The organism is Stenotrophomonas maltophilia, from assembly GCF_006970445.1.
GTDB lineage: Bacteria > Pseudomonadota > Gammaproteobacteria > Xanthomonadales > Xanthomonadaceae > Stenotrophomonas > Stenotrophomonas maltophilia_AU.
In genome coordinates this window covers 1646904-1666692 of sequence record NZ_CP033877.1, presented here as the reverse complement: position 1 = coordinate 1666692, position 19789 = coordinate 1646904, and the positions used below count along the sequence as shown (strand labels likewise).

23 protein-coding genes are annotated in these 19789 nt (G+C 66.8%); 3 read left to right on the top strand and 20 right to left on the bottom strand.

Annotated elements, in window-relative coordinates; genetic code table 11:
* Positions 1–146 precede the first annotated feature (146 nt).
* The 10 genes from lexA to rlmE all read right to left on the bottom strand — a co-directional run bounded on the left by lexA (position 147) and on the right by rlmE (position 10451).
* Positions 147–782, bottom strand: coding sequence for a transcriptional repressor LexA (gene lexA / locus EGM71_RS07720; protein ID WP_057498317.1), 636 nt, complete (start codon positions 780–782; stop codon positions 147–149).
* Between the two features lie 213 nt (positions 783–995).
* Positions 996–2678 (bottom strand): 2-polyprenylphenol 6-hydroxylase, encoded by a 1683-nt coding sequence (ubiB, locus tag EGM71_RS07715; protein WP_188489775.1) that lies wholly within the window; start codon positions 2676–2678, stop codon positions 996–998.
* A 34-nt stretch (positions 2679–2712) separates the two neighbouring features.
* Positions 2713–3207 (bottom strand): CinA family protein, encoded by a 495-nt coding sequence (locus tag EGM71_RS07710; protein ID WP_053451280.1) that lies wholly within the window; start codon positions 3205–3207, stop codon positions 2713–2715.
* A gap of 132 nt (positions 3208–3339) precedes the next feature.
* Complete coding sequence (hflX, locus tag EGM71_RS07705) at positions 3340–4650, bottom strand: ribosome rescue GTPase HflX (protein WP_188488910.1); 1311 nt, start codon at positions 4648–4650, stop codon at positions 3340–3342.
* A gap of 14 nt (positions 4651–4664) precedes the next feature.
* Positions 4665–4940, bottom strand: a complete 276-nt coding sequence (gene hfq, locus EGM71_RS07700; protein WP_004152891.1) for an RNA chaperone Hfq — start codon at positions 4938–4940, stop codon at positions 4665–4667.
* 96 nt (positions 4941–5036) lie between these two features.
* Positions 5037–5990 (bottom strand): tRNA (adenosine(37)-N6)-dimethylallyltransferase MiaA, encoded by a 954-nt coding sequence (gene miaA / locus EGM71_RS07695; protein WP_188488909.1) that lies wholly within the window; start codon positions 5988–5990, stop codon positions 5037–5039.
* Complete coding sequence (gene folP / locus EGM71_RS07690; protein WP_188488907.1) at positions 5990–6886, bottom strand: dihydropteroate synthase; 897 nt, start codon at positions 6884–6886, stop codon at positions 5990–5992. Before folP ends, miaA begins: the two co-directional genes overlap by 1 nt.
* Before the next feature lie 643 nt (positions 6887–7529).
* Complete coding sequence (locus tag EGM71_RS07685) at positions 7530–7715, bottom strand: hypothetical protein (RefSeq protein WP_188488905.1); 186 nt, start codon at positions 7713–7715, stop codon at positions 7530–7532.
* A 99-nt stretch (positions 7716–7814) separates the two neighbouring features.
* Positions 7815–9749: an ATP-dependent zinc metalloprotease FtsH gene (ftsH, locus tag EGM71_RS07680; RefSeq protein WP_010485966.1), complete on the bottom strand. Its 1935-nt coding sequence runs from the start codon at positions 9747–9749 to the stop codon at positions 7815–7817.
* Positions 9750–9818: 69 nt separating this feature from the next.
* Positions 9819–10451, bottom strand: coding sequence for a 23S rRNA (uridine(2552)-2'-O)-methyltransferase RlmE (rlmE, locus tag EGM71_RS07675; RefSeq protein WP_005409014.1), 633 nt, complete (start codon positions 10449–10451; stop codon positions 9819–9821).
* A gap of 65 nt (positions 10452–10516) precedes the next feature.
* Between rlmE and yhbY the strand changes: the two genes are divergently transcribed.
* Entirely contained in the window at positions 10517–10822 is a 306-nt protein-coding gene (gene yhbY, locus EGM71_RS07670) for a ribosome assembly RNA-binding protein YhbY (protein WP_004152868.1), read from the top strand.
* A 13-nt stretch (positions 10823–10835) separates the two neighbouring features.
* Complete coding sequence (locus EGM71_RS07665) at positions 10836–11210, top strand: Mth938-like domain-containing protein (protein WP_188488904.1); 375 nt, start codon at positions 10836–10838, stop codon at positions 11208–11210.
* 27 nt (positions 11211–11237) lie between these two features.
* Here EGM71_RS07665 and EGM71_RS07660 read toward each other — a convergent pair whose 3' ends face one another.
* The 5 genes from EGM71_RS07660 to surE all read right to left on the bottom strand — a co-directional run bounded on the left by EGM71_RS07660 (position 11238) and on the right by surE (position 15063).
* Positions 11238–11726, bottom strand: a complete 489-nt coding sequence (locus tag EGM71_RS07660) for a hypothetical protein (protein WP_188488902.1) — start codon at positions 11724–11726, stop codon at positions 11238–11240.
* A gap of 471 nt (positions 11727–12197) precedes the next feature.
* Positions 12198–12980 carry a peptidoglycan DD-metalloendopeptidase family protein gene (locus EGM71_RS07655; RefSeq protein WP_188488900.1) on the bottom strand — a complete coding sequence of 261 codons (783 nt, stop codon included), beginning with the start codon at positions 12978–12980 and terminating at the stop codon, positions 12198–12200.
* Positions 12977–13591, bottom strand: coding sequence for a YqaA family protein (locus EGM71_RS07650; RefSeq protein WP_188488898.1), 615 nt, complete (start codon positions 13589–13591; stop codon positions 12977–12979). The genes EGM71_RS07655 and EGM71_RS07650 overlap by 4 nt, the downstream gene beginning before the upstream one ends.
* 18 nt (positions 13592–13609) lie before the next feature.
* A complete protein-coding gene (locus EGM71_RS07645) occupies positions 13610–14287 on the bottom strand; it encodes a protein-L-isoaspartate(D-aspartate) O-methyltransferase (protein WP_005416032.1) in 678 nt (225 codons plus the stop codon).
* Positions 14284–15063 (bottom strand): 5'/3'-nucleotidase SurE, encoded by a 780-nt coding sequence (gene surE / locus EGM71_RS07640; RefSeq protein WP_100438995.1) that lies wholly within the window; start codon positions 15061–15063, stop codon positions 14284–14286. Before surE ends, EGM71_RS07645 begins: the two co-directional genes overlap by 4 nt.
* Before the next feature lie 209 nt (positions 15064–15272).
* Between surE and EGM71_RS07635 the strand changes: the two genes are divergently transcribed.
* Positions 15273–15812 carry a Smr/MutS family protein gene (locus tag EGM71_RS07635; protein WP_188488896.1) on the top strand — a complete coding sequence of 180 codons (540 nt, stop codon included), beginning with the start codon at positions 15273–15275 and terminating at the stop codon, positions 15810–15812.
* Positions 15813–15882: 70 nt separating this feature from the next.
* Here EGM71_RS07635 and truD read toward each other — a convergent pair whose 3' ends face one another.
* From truD to eno, 5 genes are read right to left on the bottom strand one after another with little or no spacing between them, the layout of a single operon-like run.
* Complete coding sequence (gene truD / locus EGM71_RS07630) at positions 15883–16914, bottom strand: tRNA pseudouridine(13) synthase TruD (RefSeq protein ID WP_188488894.1); 1032 nt, start codon at positions 16912–16914, stop codon at positions 15883–15885.
* Entirely contained in the window at positions 16911–17408 is a 498-nt protein-coding gene (gene ispF / locus EGM71_RS07625) for a 2-C-methyl-D-erythritol 2,4-cyclodiphosphate synthase (RefSeq protein WP_005409005.1), read from the bottom strand. The genes truD and ispF overlap by 4 nt, the downstream gene beginning before the upstream one ends.
* A 34-nt stretch (positions 17409–17442) precedes the next feature.
* Positions 17443–18141, bottom strand: a complete 699-nt coding sequence (gene ispD, locus EGM71_RS07620) for a 2-C-methyl-D-erythritol 4-phosphate cytidylyltransferase (protein WP_188488892.1) — start codon at positions 18139–18141, stop codon at positions 17443–17445.
* On the bottom strand, positions 18138–18491 hold the full coding sequence (gene ftsB, locus EGM71_RS07615) for a cell division protein FtsB (protein ID WP_188488890.1): 354 nt from the start codon (positions 18489–18491) through the stop codon (positions 18138–18140). The genes ispD and ftsB overlap by 4 nt, the downstream gene beginning before the upstream one ends.
* 4 nt (positions 18492–18495) lie before the next feature.
* Positions 18496–19788 carry a phosphopyruvate hydratase gene (gene eno / locus EGM71_RS07610; protein WP_014036739.1) on the bottom strand — a complete coding sequence of 431 codons (1293 nt, stop codon included), beginning with the start codon at positions 19786–19788 and terminating at the stop codon, positions 18496–18498.
* Position 19789: the final 1 nt, after the last annotated feature.

The following is a 19789-nucleotide window of genomic DNA, read 5'->3' as shown; positions in this document are numbered from 1 at the left end:
GCCATGGGTTCACTTTAGGTCGGACGTATCGCACAGGCTGAGATTCTGCCCGGCGCTCTGAAAAGAATTATCGGACATCCGTACCAACCTCAGTGGAACCAGAGAATCGCCACAAAAGACCGCGGGGTAGTGCGCTATGGAACGGGTCAACGGTTGGGCCGGAGCAGACCGCAATAGAGGCCCTCGATCGCGAAGTCCTGATCCGGCAGCACCTCGATCGGTTTGTAATCGGGGTTGCGCGGCAGCAGGCGGATGCGGTCCTTGGCGATCTTCAGCAGCTTGACCGTGATCTCGTCATCGATGCGGGCCACCACGATCTGCCCGGAATGGGCGTCGCGCGTGCGGTGCACGCCGATCAGGTCACCGTCGAAGATGCCTTCGTCGATCATCGAGTCGCCCTGCACCTTCAGCAGGTAGTCCGGCGCCGGCGAGAAGAACACCCGGTCCAGCACCACGAAGTCGTCCGAGCCGATGTCCGCGCCGATCGGCAGGCCCGCCGCAACCCTGCCGAGCACCGGCAGGCGCAGCACGCTGTCGGGCAGGCCCGGCTCGGCCAGCTTCTCGACCGCCGGTGCCTGCACCAGACGGATGCCGCGAGCCTGGCCCGGGATGCGACGGATCGCACCGGCCTGCTCCAGGGCTTCCAGGTGGTACTGGGCTGCGCGCACGCCCTTGAAGCCGAATGCGCGCGCGATTTCAGTCTGCGACGGCGGCGCGCCTTCGCTCTCGATACGCTCGGCGATCAACTGCAGGATCGCCTGCTGGGTGTCGGTCAGGTCCATGGTTAGTAGTATTACTACTAACATGCGGGACTGCAAGTGCCGGAGACGACACGGCGACATCTGTAGTGCCGAGCCGTGCTCGGCAATCGTCGCCGGCTTGGCCCGGCTGGCAGAGACAAAGGCGAGAGCAGAAGCAGCCGACCAGCGGTCGGCTCTACAGGAATCGCGCAGCGATTCCGCGGTTCCCGGGGGGAACCGCTGCGGTAAACACACTCACGTGTGTTTACCGCTTCTCCATATCGAGAACAGGATCCACACGCCGCAGAAGCCGGCGCCGATGAAACCGCACACGCCCAGCGCCAGCAGCCAGCGGCTGGAGACGCCACCAACGCTGTGCATCACGATCGACGAGCCGATGATCAATGCGGCGGTGACGATGCCCATCACCAGCCGGTTCGCGGCACGATTGACCTGCTCGCCGAAGCCCTGCAGCGCGCTGGTTTCCACCTTCAGCTGCAGGCGCCCACGGCGGGCTGCCTGGACCAGCTTGCGCAGGTCGCGTGGCAGTTCGCCGGCGAAGTCGACCAGGCCCAGCAGGCTGCGCCGGCCGCGCTTGAGCAGCGCCCTGGGCGCGTAGCGCTGCAGCACCACCCGCTCCAGAAAGGGGCGCGCAGCACTGGCCATGTCGAAATCGGGGTCCAGCTGGCGGCCCATGCCTTCCAGCGTCAGGAAGGCCTTGATCATCAGCGCCAGATCGGCCGGCAAGGTCAAACTGTAGCTGCGCAGCAGCTGGGTGATGTCACCCAGCATCAGACCGATGCGCAGGTCCTTCAGCGGCACGCCACGGTACTGGTCGACAAACTGGCTGATGTCATGCTGCAGCCGGTTCTCGTCCACTTCCACACCGCCGGCCCAGTCCAGCAGCACGTCGGCCACGCCCTGCGGATCCTGTTCGACCAGCCCGTGCAGCAGCTGCGCGACCTGGAAGCGGCGCACTTCGGACAGCGCGCCGACCATGCCGAAGTCAATCACGCCGATGCGGCCGTCACGCAGATAGATGATGTTGCCGGGGTGCGGGTCGGCGTGGAAGCTGCCGTCCTCCAGCACCATCTTCAGCACGATGTCGGCGCCACGCCGTGCCAGTTCGCGCCGGTCCAGGCCCGCCGCATCGACGCCGGCCAGATCGCGTCCGGGAATGCCGTCGACGAAGTCCTGCACGTTCAGGCTTTCGCAGGTCCACTGCCAATGCACGTCGGGAATCAGGATGTCGTCGCGGCCTTTGAAGTTGCGCGCGATGCGCTCGGCATTGCGGCATTCGGCAGCGAAGTCCAGCTCGCGGCGCAGCGATACGGTGAACTGCTGCACGACCTCGGCGGGGCGATAGCGGCGCAGGTCCGGCAGCCTGGCCTCGACGATTTCGGCCAGACGGGCCAGCAACCGCAGGTCGGCCTCGACCACATCGCGGATACCGGGGCGCCGCACCTTCAGCACCACCTCGCGACCGTCATGCAGGCGCGCGCGGTGGGCCTGTGCCAACGAGGCGGCGGCCATCGGGATTTCATCGAGGAAGGCGAACACCTGCGTCGGCGAGGCGCCAAGGTCGGCTTCGAGCTGCTCACGGATATCCGCGTACGGCAGCGCCGGTACGGCGTTCTGCAGTTCGGAGAGCTCGGCGATCCATTCCGGCGGCAGCAGGTCGACGCGCGTTGCCAGCACCTGCCCGAGCTTGACGAAGGTCGGGCCGAGATCCTGCATCGCGCTGCGTACACGCACCGGCGCGGTCATCCGCAGCAGTTCCTGGCGCTCCTCGTTCCAGTGCAGGAGGCGCCCTGCCCGCTCCAGCGTGCTGGCCAGGCCGATGCGCCGCACCACGTCGCCGAAGCCATAGCGGATCAGGACGACGGCGATTTCCTGCAGTCGGCCCAGGTCACGGACCGTGCCCAGCGTTTCCCACATCATGCGTGCTCCGGACGATTACCGGAGCAGCATGTCACAGCTGGGCGTCGATACCGCGCAATGCCGCTGCCACGGTTTGCCGGCGGATGGCTTCGCGGTCGCCACCGAACTGGAACAGCTCGGCGCGGGCGTAGCCCCCCCGGCGCTTCCAGCCAATCCAGACGCTGCCGACCGGCTTGTCAGGGCTGCCACCGCCGGGACCGGCGATTCCGGTGACTGCAACAGCGATGCCTGCACCCGAATTGACCAGCGCACCGGACACCATTTCCAGCACGGTCTCGCGGCTGACCGCACCGAACTGCTCCAGGGTCTGCGCTCGCACGCCCAGCAGGCGCTGCTTGGCTTCATAGCTGTAGACCACCATGCCGCAATCGAAGAATGCCGAGGAACCGGCGATGTCGGTCATGCACTTGGCGATCCAGCCGCCACTGCAGCTTTCAGCGGTTACCAGCTGCAGCGAGGCCTGTTGCAGGCGCTGCCCGAGCGCGGCGGACTGGGCATTGAGATCGGCGTCGGTAGGGATGGACATCGGCATGACGGTGGGGTGAAGAACCTGCACGTTGTACCGCAGATGACAGGCGGATGTCGCGCGCCGCGGCTTGGCAGCTGCCGGCCAGCGGCCGGCACTACCTGGCTGGACCGGGCATGGCCCGGTGCTACCTCACCACTCCGGCAGTTTTTCCGGCAGCAGCGCCCGGATCGGCGCGCCGTCGGCACTGGCGGCCAGCTTCTCGGCTTCGGCAATCGGCAGGGCGACCTGCAGCAGCCAACCGTCTTCATCGGCCTGCTCGCTGCGGATCACTTCCAGCTGGTGCAGGCGCGCGCGCAGGCGGCCGGCATCCGGCGGCAGGCGCAGTTCGCCGGTGACATGCTGCAGGCCCAGGCGCTTGCCCAGTACCGCCTGCAACAGCTCCAGGCCCTTCCCGTCACGCGCGGAGATCCACACCCGTTCACGACGCGACTCGTCCGGCACGCCGTCCTGGCCATCGTGGCGGACGTCTGCACCGTCGATGCGGTCGATCTTGTTGAACACCAGCAGCTGCGGCAGATCACCGGCACCGACCGCAGTCAGCACTTCGTCGACCTGGGCAATGCGCTCCTCGCGGTGCGGATCGGCAGCGTCAACCACGTGCAGCAGGAAATCGGCCTCGCGTGCCTCGGACAGGGTCGAACGGAACGCGGCGACCAGATCATGTGGCAGGTCGCGGACGAAGCCAACGGTATCGGCCAGCACCACGTTGCCGCCCGGAACCGCGATGCGACGCACGGTCGGATCCAGCGTTGCGAACAGCTGGTCTGCGGCATAGGCCTCCGCGCCGGTCATGGCGTTGAACAGGGTCGACTTGCCGGCGTTGGTGTAGCCCACCAGGGCCACACGCGGCAGCTCGCTGCGCACACGCGCGCGGCGCATCTGGGTGCGCTGCACTTCGACTTTTTCCAGGCGCTTCTGCAGCTGCTCGACCCGCTTCTGCAGCAGGCGGCGGTCGGTTTCCAGCTGGGTTTCACCCGGGCCGCGCAGACCGATCGAACCACCGCGCTGGCGCTCCAGGTGGGTCCAGCCACGCACCAGCCGCGTGGCCAGGTGACGCAGCTGCGCCAGTTCGACCTGCAGCTTGCCTTCGTGGCTGTGCGCACGCTGGGCGAAGATGTCCAGGATCAGGCCGGTACGGTCGATCACCCGGCGCTCGAGGAAGCGTTCCAGGTTGCGCTCCTGGCCCGGGCTCAACGCATGGTTGACCAGGATCAGGTCGGCACCGCTGGCATCAGCCGCGGCCTTGATCTCGTCCAGCTTGCCGCTGCCGATCAGGGTCGACGGGTTCGGACGGTCCAGGCGCGCAGTGATCGTCGCGGCGATGCTGGCCCCAGCCGAGCGGGCCAGATCACCGAACTCTTCCAGCACATCGTCTTCCAGCTTGCCGAAATGGGGCTGGATCAACAGGGCATGTTCACCCTTTTTCGAGCGGTCAAACATTCACCGCTCCGGTATTACTCGTCTGCTTCATCACCTGCCTGACCACCTTCACCCGACTGCACGTAACCACCACCCGGACCGACCTTCACGTTGCGTGCCGGAACGACCGTGGAAATGGCGTGCTTGTAGACCATCTGACTGACCGTGTTGCGCAGCAGGACCACGAACTGGTCGAACGACTCGATCGTGCCCTGCAGCTTGATGCCGTTCACCAGGTACACCGAAACCGGCACGCGTTCGCGCCGCAGTGCGTTCAAGAAAGGATCCTGCAGCGATTGCCCCTTGGACATTGCACACTCCTGATTATTGTTCTTATTGGGTTGCCGACGGCTGCCACGGCCCCCGAGCCGCCCGCCGACCGATGATGTTACACGGCTGGCGGGGGTTCAGCGTGCGACGAAGGTCGACACCGCGCTGGCCAGGCGCTCATGGTCGATATGGGGGTCGAACCAGCGCGCATCAAGCTCGCCGCGCAGCCAGGTCAGTTGGCGCTTGGCCAGCTGGCGGGTAGCGAAGATCCCCTTGTCACGGAAGCGGGCGGCATCGCCCTCCCCATCCAGGTACTCCCAGGCCTGGCGATAGCCGACCGCGCGCACCGCCGGCAGGTCCAAAGGCGCCTCCACGGCTGCCATTTCCGGCATCGCGCGCAATGCCCGCACCTCATCCAGAAAGCCCTGTGCCAGCATGGCGTCGAAGCGCGCCTCGATGCGCTGGTGCAGAACCGCGCGATCACGCGGGGCCAGGATCAACTTGAGGGTGCGTACCGGCAACGGCGCCACGCCCGGCCGACGCTGCCATTCAGTGATGGGGGTACCGGTCAGGCGATAGACCTCCAGCGCCCGCTGGATGCGCTGGGGGTCGGTGGCATGGATGCGTGCGGCGGCGGCCGGGTCGACCTTGGCCAGCTCAGCGTGCAGTGCCGCCCAGCCACGCTCGGCTGCCTCGGCGCTGAGCGCTTCGCGCGTCGCCGGATCGGCCTCCGGCATCGGCGACAGGCCCTGTAACAAGGCACGGAAGTACAGGCCAGTGCCACCGGCCAGGATCGGTATCTTGCCGCGTGCCACGATGGCTTCCACGACCCGGCCGGCATCTGCGGCGAACTCGGCCGCGGAGTAGGTCTGCCACGGATCGCGCAGGTCCAGCAGATGGTGCGGCGCCTGTGCACGCTCGGCCGCATCAGGCTTGGCCGAGCCGATGTCCAGATGGCGGTATACCAGCGCCGAATCAACGCTGACGATTTCGCCATCCAGCTGCCGTGCCAGGGCGATCGCGGTGGCGGTCTTGCCACTGGCGGTCGGCCCCATCACGGCGATCGCCAGCGGCCGCCGATCGACGCCCATCAGTCTTCGTCCGGCCAGCGGATCGTCGGCGCAGCGTCGGCACGCGGCGTCGGCACGGCTTCCACCGCCTGCCAGATCTTCAGTGCATCGACCGTGGCCGCGACATCATGCACGCGCACGATGCGCGCGCCACGCTGGACCGCAATCAGGTGCGCGGCTACCGACGCCGCCACCCGTTCGGAGGGCATGTCACGGCCGGTGAGTTCTCCCAGGCTGCGCTTGCGGGACAGACCGGCCAGCATCGGCACACCCAGTTCCAGGAAGCGCTCCGAACGCGCCAGCAGGGTCATGTTGTGGGCAGTGGTCTTGCCGAAGCCGAAACCGAGGTCGATCAACAGGTTCTTCTTCGCGATACCTGCCATCTCGGCAGCGAACAGGCGCTGCACCAGGAAACCGTGCACCTCGGCGACCACGTCGTCGTAGTGTGGATCGGCCTGCATGTGGCCCGGTTCGCCCTGCATGTGCATCAGCACCACCGGCACGCCGGTATCAGCGGCGGCATCCAGCGCCCCCTCCTGACGCAGGCCGAAAATGTCGTTGATCATGCCGGCGCCAGCGGCCACGGCCGCGCGCATCACCTCCGGCTTGAAGGTATCGATGCTGATCGGCACCCGGGTACGGGCCGCCAACTGCTCGATCACCGGAATCACCCGGCGCAGCTCGTCCTCGACCGATACCGGCGCTGCGCCCGGGCGGGTCGATTCGCCGCCGATATCCAGCAGATCGGCGCCCTCCTCGACCAGCTTCAGGCCATGAGCGACCGCGGCCTCGATCGTGTCGTGCGCGCCACCATCGGAAAACGAGTCCGGGGTGACATTGACGATGCCCATGACCTGGGCACGGTCGAGGCGCAGGATGCGGCCGGCGCAATCGAGCTGGGGCGAGGTATCGAACATCGGTAATCCTGCTGGGACAACGGAGGGTAGTTTAGTTCGGCAGGGCGGCGCCCTGCACCCGCAGAGGCCAGAGCTACAGCAAGAGCCGGAGCAACAGCTGGCTTGCTGAGGAATGGCGGGGTGGGTCCGGTTGCGGGGGCCGCTGCAAGTACGTCCATGTAAGCTCGGTCGCCGCATCCATGCGGCTCACGCCCCCGCAACCGGACCCACCCCGCCTTCGACAGTTTTCCGCGATCTGCAGTCGATCCACGCCATGCGTGGATGCTCTTCGTTCAATTCTCGAGATACTCGAATTCGATGGAGATTGATCCACGCATGGCGTGGATCCACCGTGTCGACCAAGGTCGACACCTACCAACAGCAGCAGGAATCTGTCGGAGGTGGGGCGGTGTCGGATGGCGGGGTGTCAGCCGCATGGATGCGGCTGCCAAGCCCCCAGGGGTGAGGGCGCTTTGCTTGCGAAGCACCGCTTCGCAAGCGCCCGAACGCACAGCCGCCAGCGGCTGGGCCGGTCTGGGGGTTCACGGCGTCCCCGCCATCCGACACCGCCCCGCCAAACCACGGAATGTTGCTGTTGCTGCTGAGGTTGCCGGCCAGCGGCCGGCACTACCACGGGTGCAGGGTGCAGCCCTGCCAACACCCCTCAACGGCGGCGGCGCTTGCGATCCACGTACAGGGTCCTGGCGATGCTCAGCACGATGCCTACCGCGATACCCACCACGCAGCCCAGCAGCAGGTTATCGGCTCCGAGTCCCACGCCGACGCCAACCACGGTGGCGATGATCATTTCGGCGGTATGGGAAATCGGTTCGGGCTTCGGGGCGGACATGCGGGCTCCAGCGTCAGTTCGGTTCGAAATAGGCCGATGGCCCAGAAACGACGAAGCCGGGTTGCCCCGGCCTCGTCTGGTGTCACGTGCAGCGGGCCGTCAGTGCGATTCGGCCGGGCCCGCGATCGGCGGCAGCGGACGGGCGTCGCCGCCCTTGTCGTTGCCACCATCCTTGTTCGACTTGTTCCAACCGGCCGGCGGCGGCGGATCGCGGCCTTCCATGATGGCGTCGATCTGCGGCGCGTCGATGGTCTCGTACTGCAGCAGCAGCTGGGACATGGCGTGCAGCTTGTCCAGGTTGGCCGTCATCAGCTCGGTGGTACGTGCGTAAGCCTCGTCGAGGATGTTGCGCACTTCCTCATCGATGCGACGCGCGGTGTCGTTGGACACGCTCTTGTGCTGGGTGACCGAACGGCCCAGGAACACCTCGTCGTCCTCTTCGCCATAGGCGATCGGGCCGAGCTGGTCGGACAGGCCCCACTTGGTGACCATGTTACGGGCCATTTTGGTGGCGCGTTCGATGTCGTTGGAGGCGCCCGTGGTGACCTTGTCGGCACCGAAGATCAGCTCTTCGGCCACGCGGCCACCGTACAGCGAGCACAGCTGCGACTTGATCGCCACGCGGTTCATCGAGTACTTGTCGCCTTCCGGCAGGTACATGGTCACACCCAGCGCACGGCCGCGCGGGATGATGGTGACCTTGTAGACCGGGTCGTGCTCGGGCACCAGGCGGCCGACGATGGCGTGACCGGCTTCGTGGTAGGCGGTGAGGGTCTTCTCTTCTTCGCTCATGGCCATCGAGCGGCGCTCGGCACCCATCAGGATCTTGTCGCGGGCACGGTCGAAGTGGTCCATGCGGACTTCCTTCTCGTTGCCACGCGCGGCGAACAGGGCCGCCTCGTTGCAGAGGTTGGCCAGATCCGCACCGGAGAAGCCCGGGGTACCGCGCGCGATCACCATCGGCTCGACGTCGTCGGCCAGCGGCAGCTTGCGCATGTGGACCTTCAGGATGTGCTCGCGGCCCTTCACGTCCGGCAGGCCGACCACGACCTGGCGGTCGAAACGGCCCGGACGCAGCAGCGCCGGGTCCAGCACGTCCGGACGGTTGGTCGCGGCGATCACGATCACGCCTTCGCCACCTTCGAAACCATCCATTTCGACCAGCAGCTGGTTCAGGGTCTGCTCGCGCTCGTCATGACCGCCGCCCAGGCCGGCGCCACGATGGCGACCGACAGCATCGATTTCGTCGATGAAGATGATGCACGGGGCGTGCTTCTTGGCCTGCTCGAACATGTCGCGCACGCGGCTGGCGCCAACGCCGACGAACATTTCCACGAAGTCCGAACCGGAGATCGAGAAGAACGGCACCTTGGCTTCGCCGGCGATGGCCTTGGCCAGCAGCGTCTTGCCGGTACCCGGCGGGCCCACCATCAGCACGCCGCGCGGAATCTTGCCACCCAGCTTGGTGAACTTGGACGGGTCACGCAGGAAGTCGACCAGCTCACCCACTTCTTCCTTGGCCTCGTCGCAACCGGCGACGTCGGCGAAGGTGACCTTGATCTGGTCTTCGCCCTGCAGCTTGGCGCGCGACTTGCCGAAGGACATCGCGCCCTTGGCACCGCCGCCACCGCCCTGCATCTGGCGCATGATGAACAACCAGAAGCCGATGATCAGGATGACCGGCAGGAAATTCATCAGGATCGCGCCCAGGGAAATGCCGCTGGACGGCTCCTCCTGCACGATTTCCACGTTCTTGGTGCGCAGCACGTTGATCAGGTCGCGATCGAACGGTGCGGTGATGGTGGACGACTGCCCACCGCGGGTGGTGTAGGTCAGCTGGCTGGTGCCCCCGCGCATGTCGCCGCCGAAGGCGACCTTCTGCACGTTGCCGCTGTCCACCTGGTCCAGGAACTGCGAGTACGACGCGCCCTGCGCGCCGGCCCCGGAGGACTTCGGCGAGAAGCTCTGGAAGACCACCATCAGCACGACGGCGACGACCACCCATAGCAGGAGGTTCTTGGTCAAGTCGTTCATCCTCATTGGCTCCGGTGTTCCTCTCAGTGCTGGCGTTGCGTTGGGGTCAAACTTGCGTACGTTGCGAGCTTACTTCATGTGGGCGCGTTTTCCCTGACCCAAGGCATACACCTCGGGAGAGCGCTTGCGCGAGGCTTCCGGCTTGCGGATGGAGACCTTGTCGTACCGGCGGCGCATGTCGCGCACGTAGTCGTCAAAGCCCTCGCCCTGGAACAGCTTGATCAGGAATGCCCCACCGGTCTTCAGGTGGTTGTCGGCAAAATCCAGGGCCAGCTCCGCCAGGTGCATCATCCGCGGCTGGTCGACCGCACCTACACCACTCTTATTGGGGGCCATGTCCGACAGCACAAGGTCTACCGGCTGATCCCCGAGCATGGCTTCAAACTGCGATAGGACGGCTTCTTCCCTGAAGTCACCATGAAGGAACTCCACGCCGGCCAGTGGCGGCATGTCCAGGATGTCCAGGGCCAGCACGCGGCCGGTGTCGCCAATCTGTCTCCGAACCTGCTGAGACCAGCCGCCAGGCGCCGCGCCGAGGTCGACCACCACCATGTGCGGCTTCAGCAACCGGTCACGTTCGAGCAGCTCTTCGAGCTTGTAGGCGGCGCGCGAGCGCATGCCTTCGGCCTGCGCCTTCTTCACGAAGGGGTCGGAGAAGTGTTCCTTGAGCCAGCGCTGGCTGCTTTTGCTGCGGGTAGCCATTGAAAATAGGGGCTGATGGGGTCCTCATGATACCCTGATCGCCCCATTCAACCGTGTTTTCCTGTATGTCCATCGCCCTGACCGCCTCCCAGACCCGTTTCCTGCGCGGCCAAGCCCACGACCTGAAGGCCCTGCTGCAGACCGGCGGCAAGGGTGTGACCCCGGCCTTCATCGCTGAGCTGAACGAAGTGCTGGAGCGCCACGAGCTGGTCAAGGTGAAGGTCGCTGCCGAAGACCGCGACGCTCGTGACGTGATGATCGGCGAGATCGTCGAAGCCACCGAGAGCGCGCTGGTGCAGCGCATCGGCCACGTCGCCGTGCTGTACCGCCCGAGCAAGGAACAGCGCCAGATCGTGCTGCCGCGCGGCTGATCGCCCTACCGCCATGCAGCTGAACCACGAACCGTCTGACTATGCCTACAGCCTGCGCGCCGCCGATGGCCGCTCGGCCAAGGTCAATGACCAGGTACTGGGCAGCAGCTTTTTCCTGACCCCGGAGCAGCTGGTCGCGCACTGGCCGGTGGCGAGTGCCGCCGCGCTGCAGCTGGCGGACCTGGAGCCGATCCTGGCGCTGAACCCGGCGCTGATCGTGCTCGGTACCGGTGATCGCCAGGTGTTCCCGCCGGCGGTGGTGATGGCCGCCTGCCTGTCACGCGGCATCGGCCTGGAAGTGATGAACAATCCGGCCGCCGCCCGCACCTTCAACATCCTGGCCGGCGAAGGCCGCAAGGTCGCGGCCGCGTTCATTCTGGAAGGCTGAGCTCGAGTCGCCGGGCGCACCCCGGCGCTAGCGGCCCGAAGGTGTGCAGCGGAATGCCGAGAACTCCTTGAGCCGGCCAATCAGGTTGCCGCCCTGCCCCCAGCGGATATCCATGACCTTCCAGTCCCGGTCCTGCCGCTGCAGCAGGACCCGGTCGGTCCATCGATAGTCGCCCACGGCCATGTCGACCCGGAGCCAGGTGGCGTCACCGCTCGATCCGGGCATTCCCACCGATACCGTTTCCGGTCGATCCGGCGCCATCAGATAGGCACTCTGGTCGAGCATATGCGGCTTCTCGTCGTGCGCGGCCAGCACCGCACAGGTCCGCTCGTAGGCGCGCTGCGCATCAATGGCTGAGCGCAGGGCATCGCCCAGCAACGGCGGAATGGTCGCTTCGTCCGAAGTCGGCGCCTGGACGGCGGCGTAAAGACGGGTGACCACGTCGCGCGGATCGCTGGCTGCGGTGGCCAGCGGCGCGATGATGAGCAACGCGAGAGTGGAAGCAAGACGGAGCATGGGGCACCGGATCGGCTGGGACCGCTCAAGAATGCCGGGTATCCCGTCCGCCGTGAAGGTGAGTCTGCGACACACAAGATCGCAAATGACCACTCTGCAGGACCCGAGTCGAGCATGGCTCGATCTACAGGCCAGGAGCGCCGGGCATGGCCCGGCGCTATCGCATCTGACGATCAGCCTGCCGGCAGGTATTGCTGCGGGTCGACCGGCTTGCCGTTGTAGCGGGTGAGCTGACGGCGCTTGCGGCCCATGGGCCGTGCCGTCGGTGAACGCCCGGCGCGCTGCGCCGGGCCGGGGATCCGCCCAGATGGCGAATCAGCGATCAACGCGCCGGCAGGTATTGCTGCGGGTCGACCGGCTTGCCGTTGTAGCGGGTGAGCTGACGGCGCTTGCGGCCCATGGGCCGTGCCGTCGGTGAACGCCCGGCGCGCTGCGCCGGGCCGGGGATCCGCCCAGATGGCGAATCAGCGATCAACGCGCCGGCAGGTATTGCTGCGGGTCGACCGGCTTGCCGTTGTAGCGGATCTCGAAGTGGACCATGTCGCGGTTCGCACCGGTGCGGCCCATTTCGGCGATCTGCTCGCCGGCCTTCACGCTCTGCCCTTCGTTCACCAGGCGCTTGCGGTTGTGGCCATAGGCCGACAGCCACTGGTCACTGTGCTTGATGATGATCAGCTCGCCGTAACCGACCAGGCCGGCACCGGAGTACACCACCACGCCATTGGCGGTGGCCTTGACTGCCTGGCCGCTGGTGCCGGCGATGTCGACGCCCTGCTTGGTCGCGTCACCAGCCACGTAGCGGCCGACGATCGCGCCATCGGCCGGCCAGCGCCAGGCGATATTGCTTTTCACCGGACCGACCGGCGCCGGGGCCGGCGCGGTGCTGCCGCCACTGCTGCTACCCGAACGCGGTGGGGTGACCACCGTGGTGGGCGCGCGGCCGCCACTGGCACCGGCCGGATACAGCCGGATCACCTGGCCCGGATGGATGGTCGACGGATTGTCCAGGTTGTTCCAGGCAATCAGGTCGGCGGGCGTGATGTCATGGATGCGGGCGAGCGCATAGATGGTGTCGCCCTTGCGCACCACCACGGTCTGCCCGGGCTTGGGCACCGAGGTCTTCGGCGTGGTCACGCCACCGGCGCTGCCGCCGCCCGGGCGGACCACGGTGGCGGTGCCGCAGGCGGCCAGGGTGGAAACCAGCAACGCCAGCGCGCCGATGCGCACTCCCTTGCTCAGACGATCAGGACTCATGCGAACTTCGACCTCCATACAAGCCAGGCGATCAGCACCACCACCAACGCGGTGGCGATCCAGCCCAGCGGTTCAATCCAGCGACGCAGTGCCGCTTCAGCACGCGCACCACCGATACGGATGACCGCAGCCAGCACGAACACGCGCTTGCCGCGACCGATCAGCATGCTCAACAGATACTGCGGCATCGGTACGCCGACGATACCTGATGCCCACGTGAAGACCTTCATCGGGATGGGCATGAAGCCGCCCAGCACCAGGAAGGTGAACACCGCCCAAGGCGACTCGATCATCTTCGCCTGCACGGTAGTGATGCCCTGCTCGATCGCCGGCAGCATGCCCAGCGCCTCGAACAGCGGCTTGATCGCCTCGAACGCGTAATGACCCAGCGCGTAGCCGACCAGCGCGCCGACCATCGAGCCGGCCAGGCTGAGGGTTGCGAACCACCAGCCGCGCTTGGGCTGGGCCACGCACATCGGCGCCAGCATCACCTCCGGCATCACCGGGAAGATGATTGCCTCGAAGAAGCTCAATACCGTCAGGTAGGTCGGCGCCCGTTCGTGCGCCGCCCACTTCATCGCCCGCTCGTACAGCGGCCCGAAAATCTTCATGCAACCCTGCTCCGTGGATTAGTCGAGCATGCCAGACAGCAGCGGCACGAACGTGACCGGCGCCAGCACGCGTTGTTCGATGCTGCCATCGGGCTTGCGGTCCAGCTGCACCAGTGACTGCCCGCCTGGGCCGCCGACCGGCGCCACCAGGCGCCCGCCTTCGGCCAACTGCCCGACCAGTTCGTCGACCAGTGCGGGCGCTGCGGCGGTGACCACGATGGCATCGAATGGACCGTGTTCGGCCCAGCCAGCGCGACCGTCGTCATGCTTGGTACGGATGTTCATGCCCAGTGCGCGGAAGCGCTTGCGTGCCTGCCGCAGCAGGTCACCGATGCGCTCCACGGTGTAGACCTCCAGGCCCAGCGCGCCGAGGATGGCAGCCTGGTAGCCGGAGCCGGTACCGACTTCCAGCACGCGCTTCGGCGCGACCTGGAGCACCGCTTCGGTCATCCGCGCGACCACCCAGGGCTGCGAGATGGTCTGGCCGTGGCCGATCGGCAGCGCGGTGTCTTCATAGGCACGCGAGGCCAGTGCTTCATCGATGAACAGATGGCGCGGCACCACCCGGATCGCGTTCAAGGTGGACTCGTCGACGATGCCGGCTTCACGCAGGCGGTCGACCAGACGATCACGCACGCGCTGCGAGGTCATGCCGATACCGACGGCTTCCGGCTGCAGTCGCAGGCGTGGACTCATGCCGGCCGATCCAGCGCGGCGCTGAGGCCGCCCACCCAGCTGGCCACTTTCTCCAGCGCCTGGTAGCGGGTCAGGTCGACCTGGATCGGGGTGATCGAGATATGGCCGGTGCGCACCGCATGGAAGTCGGTGCCGGGGCCGGAGTCCTGCTCACGGCCGGCCGGGCCGATCCAGTACACCTCGTTGCCGCGCGGATCCTTCTGCGCGATGCAGCCTTCGGCACGATGGCGGTTGCCGAGGCGGGTGACCTCGAAGCCCTTGACCTCGCCCCACGGCAGGTCCGGCACGTTGACGTTGAGGATGGTGTCGGCCGGCAGCGGGTCGGCCTTGAGCCGGGCGACGATCTCCACCGCGGCACGCGCCGCGGTCTCGAAGTGCTTCGGATCGTGGTTGCGGCTGACCAGCGAGACCGCCACGGCTGGCAGACCGAGGAAGCGACCTTCCATCGCCGCCGAGACGGTGCCGGAGTAGATCACGTCGTCGCCGAGGTTGGCGGCGTTGTTGATGCCGGACACGACAATGTCGGGCTCGAATTCAAGCAGGCCGGTCAGCGCCAGGTGCACGCAGTCGGTCGGTGTGCCGGCCACCGAGACGGTGTAATGGTCGATGCGCTTGAGCCGGATCGGCAGATCCAGGGTCAGCGAATTGCTGGCGCCGGAGCGATCGCGGTCGGGTGCGACCACCGTGACTTCGTGTCCGGCCTCGCGCAGGACCGAGGCAAGCATCCGGATGCCTGCGGCGTCGACACCATCGTCATTACTGACCAGGATTCGCATCTTCGATTTAACCGCTTGATTTTCCAAGAATTCGATTCCATCACCGTGCAGTGTGGGCGGGACCGTCGCGCTCCCCTGCGGAAGCCGTCGACCCTGCAAGGGCATCGTCTATTGTGCCGCATGCGAGCCGCCGGTCCTACCCTGCCGGCGGTCACGACCGACATCGAACCGTCATAGGCAGACCTGCGCCGGCGGTTTACCCTGTGCGCATGTCGCACCCTGAAGACGAAGATCCGGCCGCGTTGTTCCGCGCGGCCATCGGCGAAGTGACGCCGCTGCGCAAGGATGTCGAGCCGGCCCCGGCCGCGCCCCGGCCGAAGCCGCGCGCGCGCATGGCCGAACGTGACGAGGCCGAAGCTGCCGGCGAGTTTGCCCGGCTGCTGCGTGACAGCACGCCGCTGGAAGCCGGCGACGTGGCCAGCTATCGCCGCGACAACCTGCCACCGCGCCTGTTCCAGCGCCTCAAGCGCGGCCAGTACTCGGTGCAGGACGAGCTGGACCTGCATGGCGCCACCGCGTCGCAGGCGGAGACGCTGTTGCGCCAGTTCCTGCTGGAAGCACATGCACACGAATATGGCTGCGTGCGCATCATCCATGGCAAGGGATTGCAGTCCGATGGCGGTGCACCGGTACTGAAGAACCTGGTCGATCGCCTGCTGCGGCTGCGCAACGACGTGCTGGCGTTTCATTCGGCGCCGACCGGACAAGGCGGCACCGGCGCGGTACTGGTGCTGCTGGCACGGCGTTGAAAAAAGGGGACGGAGGGAATTAAGTCGCTTGTGCCACAAACGACTTAATTCCCTCCGTCCCCTTTTTCTGTCAGGCCTGCGAGGCGTCTTCGACGGGGCCGAGCTCGTGCAGCACGGCGGTGGCGTAGCAGCCTGGTGGCAGCGCGAACGACAGCTCCAGCACGTCATCAGCCAGCCATTGGTGCTGCAGCAGCGCCGGACGCAGGCGCAACGCGCGGCGCTCCTGCTTCAGGCGCGCGTCTTCCAGGCCGGCCCGCAGCGCCTTCGACTCTTCGTCGTCCAGCGCGGCCAACTCCAGCTCACGTGCCGTGTCGGCGCTGCGCAGCTCGCCTTCGCCCCATAGCGGCGCGCTGGGATGGATGTCGAAACGCGCCAGGCGCTCGGCCAGCACATCGGTGTACGGCTCGGGTCCGAACACGCTGCGGCTGCCATCGAGCATCCACACTTCACCGTCCAGCGGCTGATCCCAGTTGCCCTGCTCCACGCGCGCGGCCAGCACGCGATTGAACAGCGCCGATCGGGCGGCAGACAGCAGCAGCGAACGCTGGTCCTTGCGCATGCGACGGCCGCCGAACATCGCCAGTGCGGCCGGCACGTTGCCGCCGTCGCGGCCGAAGCGCTGCTCGCCAAACCAGTTCGGCAGGCCGCGCCCGGCAATCTGCTGCAGGCGTTCGCTGATTGCGGCGGCATCCCCCTGCACTTCGCGCAGTACCAGCTTGAAGCGGTTGCCGGCCAGTGCGCCGCGCTGCAGCTTGCGGTTGTGCCAGGTGGCTTCGAGCACTTCGATCTCGTCGCTGGCCAGCTCGGCCAGGTCCGGCGCGACGCGCTTGGGCAGGTGCACGCTGAAACGCTGGGTGGTGACCGCATGGCGATCCTTCATGCCGGCGTAGCTCACCGCCATTTCCGGCAGGCCTGCCCACTTGGCCAGCACCTTGGCCACGTGCACGGTGTTGGCACCGCGCTTGCGGATGTGCAGCAGCAGGTGCTCACCTTCGCCGGTCGCCTCGAAGGCTGGCAGCTCATCCACCTGGAAATCTTCCGGCGTGGTGCGGATGCGCGCCGTCAACAACGGTGCACCGAACGCCAGCGGCAGCGGGATCATGCCGCCACCAGCAGCACAACGGCCTGTGCGGCAATGCCTTCACCACGGCCGGTGAAGCCCAGCTTCTCCGAGGTGGTGGCCTTGACGCTGACCGCATCCAGCGGCAGCTGCAGCAGACCGCCAATGCGCTCGCGCATGGCCAGAGCGTGCGGACCGACCTTCGGACGCTCACAGATCACGGTGATGTCGGTGTTGCCGACGCGCCAGCCGCGCTCACGCAGCAGGCTGTCGCAGTGGCGCACGAAATCGCTGCTGTCGGCCCCCTTCCAGCGGTCGTCACTCGGCGGGAAATGCTGGCCGATATCGCCCAGCGCCAGTGCGCCGAGCATCGCATCGCACAGGGCGTGCAGGATCACGTCACCATCGCTGTGCGCGAGCACGCCGCAGCTGTGCGGCACGTTCACCCCGCCGAGCATGATGTGATCGCCCTCACCGAAGGCATGGACGTCGTAGCCCTGACCGATGCGGACGGGCGGGAACGGTGCGGTGCTCATGGATGCAACCCTTGCAACAGGGCCGCGCGGGCGATCAGCCGGCGCGGCGGGAAAGTACGAATTCGAACCGGTCCAGATCGGCCGGGGTGGTGACCTTGAAGTTGTCCTCGCTGCCTTCCACCAGCAACGGGCGCTGGCCCTGGCGCTCCATGGCCATGGCCTCGTCGGTGACTTCAACACCGGCGAAGGCGGCTTCGGACAGCGCGCGGCTGAGCTGGTGGCGGCGGAACAGCTGCGGCGTCAGCGCGCGCCACAGGCGCTCGCGCGGTTCGGTGCCATCGATGCCACCGTCGTCGCCCGCTCGCTTGAGAGTGTCGCGCACCGGTGCGGCCAGGATCGCCCCGACCGGATCGGCACGACCGACTTCAAGCAGGCGACCAAGATCGGCCAGGGACAGGTTGGGTCGCGCGGCATCGTGGACCAGCACGAATTCATCAGCGCGCACCGAGTCCGGCAACGCCTGCAGCCCAGTCAGCACCGATGCGGCACGGGTTGCGCCGCCGATGCAGGTCAGTACCGGCTTGCCGGCCCATTCGTTCCAGCCCGGCCAGTCGGCATCGTCCTGGCCGATCACCACCATCGCGCCGGCCACGGCCGGGTGCGCCAGCAGGGCATCCAGGGTATGGGCGAGCAGGATCTGCCCGCCCGCCTGCAGGTACTGCTTGGGCAGCGGCGCGCCGAAGCGGGTTCCACGGCCGGCGGCCGGAACCACCACCCAGATCGCCGCGCTCATGGCACGTCCGCCGGGTGTTCGCCGGCCTGGGCAGTGACGCCTGCAGCGGGCTGCGCCGGACGAACCGGCGCATCCTCGACCACGCGGTAGAACTTCTCGCCGGGCTTGATCATGCCCAGCTCGCTGCGCGCGCGCTCCTCGATGGCGGACTGGCCTTCCTTGAGGTCCTTCACTTCGGCGGCCAGCGCGTCGTTGCGCTGCTGCAGACCCTCATTGTCCCGCTCCTGGTTGGCGACCTGGGCTTCGAGCATCATCACTTCACCCGAATTGCCCGGACCGAACCAGAAGCGGTACTGCAGCCAGCCCAGCAACAGGGCCAGCACCAGCAGCATCCAGCGCCAGTCGCGCATCGGCTCAGCGCTTCAGCGAAACGAACGCGTCACGACCCGCGTAACGCGCGCCGGCACCGAGGGCTTCCTCGATGCGCAGCAGCTGGTTGTACTTGGCCACGCGATCGCTGCGGCACAGCGAGCCGGTCTTGATCTGGGTGGCAGTGGTGGCCACCGCGATGTCGGCAATGGTGGTGTCTTCGGTTTCGCCCGAGCGGTGCGAGACCACGGCGGCGTAGCCGGCACGGTCGGCCATGGCGATCGCTTCCAGGGTTTCGCTGAGGGTGCCGATCTGGTTGACCTTGATCAGGATCGCGTTGGCGGTGCCCGAGTCGATGCCTTCCTGGAAAATCTTCGGGTTGGTCACGAACAGGTCGTCGCCGACCAGCTGCACCTTCTTGCCGATGCGGTCGGTCAGCAGCTTCCAGCCCGCCCAGTCGTTCTCGGCCAGGCCATCTTCAATCGTGATGATCGGGTACTGCGCGGCCCAGTCGGCGAGGAAGTCGACGAACTGCTCGGAGGTCAGGCGCTTGTTCTCGCCGACCAGGTTGTACTTGCCGTTCTCGAAGAATTCGCTGGAGGCCACGTCCAGGCCCAGCAGCACGTCTTCACCGGCGGTGTAGCCAGCCTTGCCGATCGCTTCGAGGATGGTGTCGAGCGCTTCGACGTTGCTGCGGAAGTCCGGCGCGAAGCCGCCTTCGTCGCCCACCGCCGTGCTCAGGCCGTGGCCCTTCAGCACCGACTTCAGCGAATGGAAGATTTCGGTACCGGCACGCAGCGCTTCCGAGAACGAGGTGAAGCCGACCGGCAGCACCATGAACTCCTGGAAGTCGACGTTGTTGTCGGCATGCGCGCCGCCGTTGATGATGTTCATCATCGGCACCGGCAGCGACGGGGTCACGCCGGTCTTGGCGGCCAGGTACTGCCACAGTGCCTGCTTGTTCGAGGCGGCGGCGGCGTGCGCGGCGGCCATCGAAACACCCAGCAGTGCGTTGGCACCCAGGCGACCCTTGTTCTCGGTGCCATCGAGGTCGATCAGGCGACGGTCGAGGCCGGCCTGGTCGGTGGCTTCAAAACCCTTCAGCGCATTGGCGATGGTGGTGTTGACGTTGTCGACGGCCTTGCGCACGCCCTTGCCCAGGTAACGGGTCTTGTCGCCGTCACGCAGCTCGACCGCTTCCTTGGTGCCGGTCGAGGCGCCGGAGGGAACCGCGGCGCGACCGAACGAACCGTCCTCCAGGATGACTTCGGCTTCCAGCGTGGGGTTGCCACGGCTGTCGAGGATTTCACGGGCGTGGATGCTGCGGATCGTACTCATG

Bases quoted from the DNA above. Each gene is read 5' to 3' on its own strand.
- EGM71_RS07710 (WP_053451280.1), bottom strand. From the start codon at position 3,207: ATGTCCATCCCTACCGACGCCGATCTCAATGCCCAGTCCGCCGCGCTC.
- surE (WP_100438995.1), bottom strand. From the start codon at position 15,063: ATGCGAATCCTGGTCAGTAATGACGATGGTGTCGACGCCGCAGGCATC.
- ispD (WP_188488892.1), bottom strand. From the start codon at position 18,141: ATGAGCGCGGCGATCTGGGTGGTGGTTCCGGCCGCCGGCCGTGGAACC.
- ftsB (WP_188488890.1), bottom strand. From the start codon at position 18,491: ATGCGCGACTGGCGCTGGATGCTGCTGGTGCTGGCCCTGTTGCTGGGC.
- EGM71_RS07655 (WP_188488900.1), bottom strand. From the start codon at position 12,980: ATGAGTCCTGATCGTCTGAGCAAGGGAGTGCGCATCGGCGCGCTGGCG.
- EGM71_RS07650 (WP_188488898.1), bottom strand. From the start codon at position 13,591: ATGAAGATTTTCGGGCCGCTGTACGAGCGGGCGATGAAGTGGGCGGCG.
- EGM71_RS07645 (WP_005416032.1), bottom strand. From the start codon at position 14,287: ATGAGTCCACGCCTGCGACTGCAGCCGGAAGCCGTCGGTATCGGCATG.
- EGM71_RS07665 (WP_188488904.1), top strand. From the start codon at position 10,836: ATGCAGCTGAACCACGAACCGTCTGACTATGCCTACAGCCTGCGCGCC.
- eno (WP_014036739.1), bottom strand. From the start codon at position 19,788: ATGAGTACGATCCGCAGCATCCACGCCCGTGAAATCCTCGACAGCCGT.
- rlmE (WP_005409014.1), bottom strand. From the start codon at position 10,451: ATGGCTACCCGCAGCAAAAGCAGCCAGCGCTGGCTCAAGGAACACTTC.
- EGM71_RS07685 (WP_188488905.1), bottom strand. From the start codon at position 7,715: ATGTCCGCCCCGAAGCCCGAACCGATTTCCCATACCGCCGAAATGATC.
- hfq (WP_004152891.1), bottom strand. From the start codon at position 4,940: ATGTCCAAGGGGCAATCGCTGCAGGATCCTTTCTTGAACGCACTGCGG.
- yhbY (WP_004152868.1), top strand. From the start codon at position 10,517: ATGTCCATCGCCCTGACCGCCTCCCAGACCCGTTTCCTGCGCGGCCAA.
- lexA (WP_057498317.1), bottom strand. From the start codon at position 782: ATGGACCTGACCGACACCCAGCAGGCGATCCTGCAGTTGATCGCCGAG.
- folP (WP_188488907.1), bottom strand. From the start codon at position 6,886: ATGTTCGATACCTCGCCCCAGCTCGATTGCGCCGGCCGCATCCTGCGC.
- miaA (WP_188488909.1), bottom strand. From the start codon at position 5,990: ATGGGCGTCGATCGGCGGCCGCTGGCGATCGCCGTGATGGGGCCGACC.
- hflX (WP_188488910.1), bottom strand. From the start codon at position 4,650: ATGTTTGACCGCTCGAAAAAGGGTGAACATGCCCTGTTGATCCAGCCC.
- ubiB (WP_188489775.1), bottom strand. From the start codon at position 2,678: ATGTGGGAAACGCTGGGCACGGTCCGTGACCTGGGCCGACTGCAGGAA.
- truD (WP_188488894.1), bottom strand. From the start codon at position 16,914: ATGATCCCGCTGCCGCTGGCGTTCGGTGCACCGTTGTTGACGGCGCGC.
- EGM71_RS07635 (WP_188488896.1), top strand. From the start codon at position 15,273: ATGTCGCACCCTGAAGACGAAGATCCGGCCGCGTTGTTCCGCGCGGCC.
- ispF (WP_005409005.1), bottom strand. From the start codon at position 17,408: ATGAGCACCGCACCGTTCCCGCCCGTCCGCATCGGTCAGGGCTACGAC.
- EGM71_RS07660 (WP_188488902.1), bottom strand. From the start codon at position 11,726: ATGCTCCGTCTTGCTTCCACTCTCGCGTTGCTCATCATCGCGCCGCTG.
- ftsH (WP_010485966.1), bottom strand. From the start codon at position 9,749: ATGAACGACTTGACCAAGAACCTCCTGCTATGGGTGGTCGTCGCCGTC.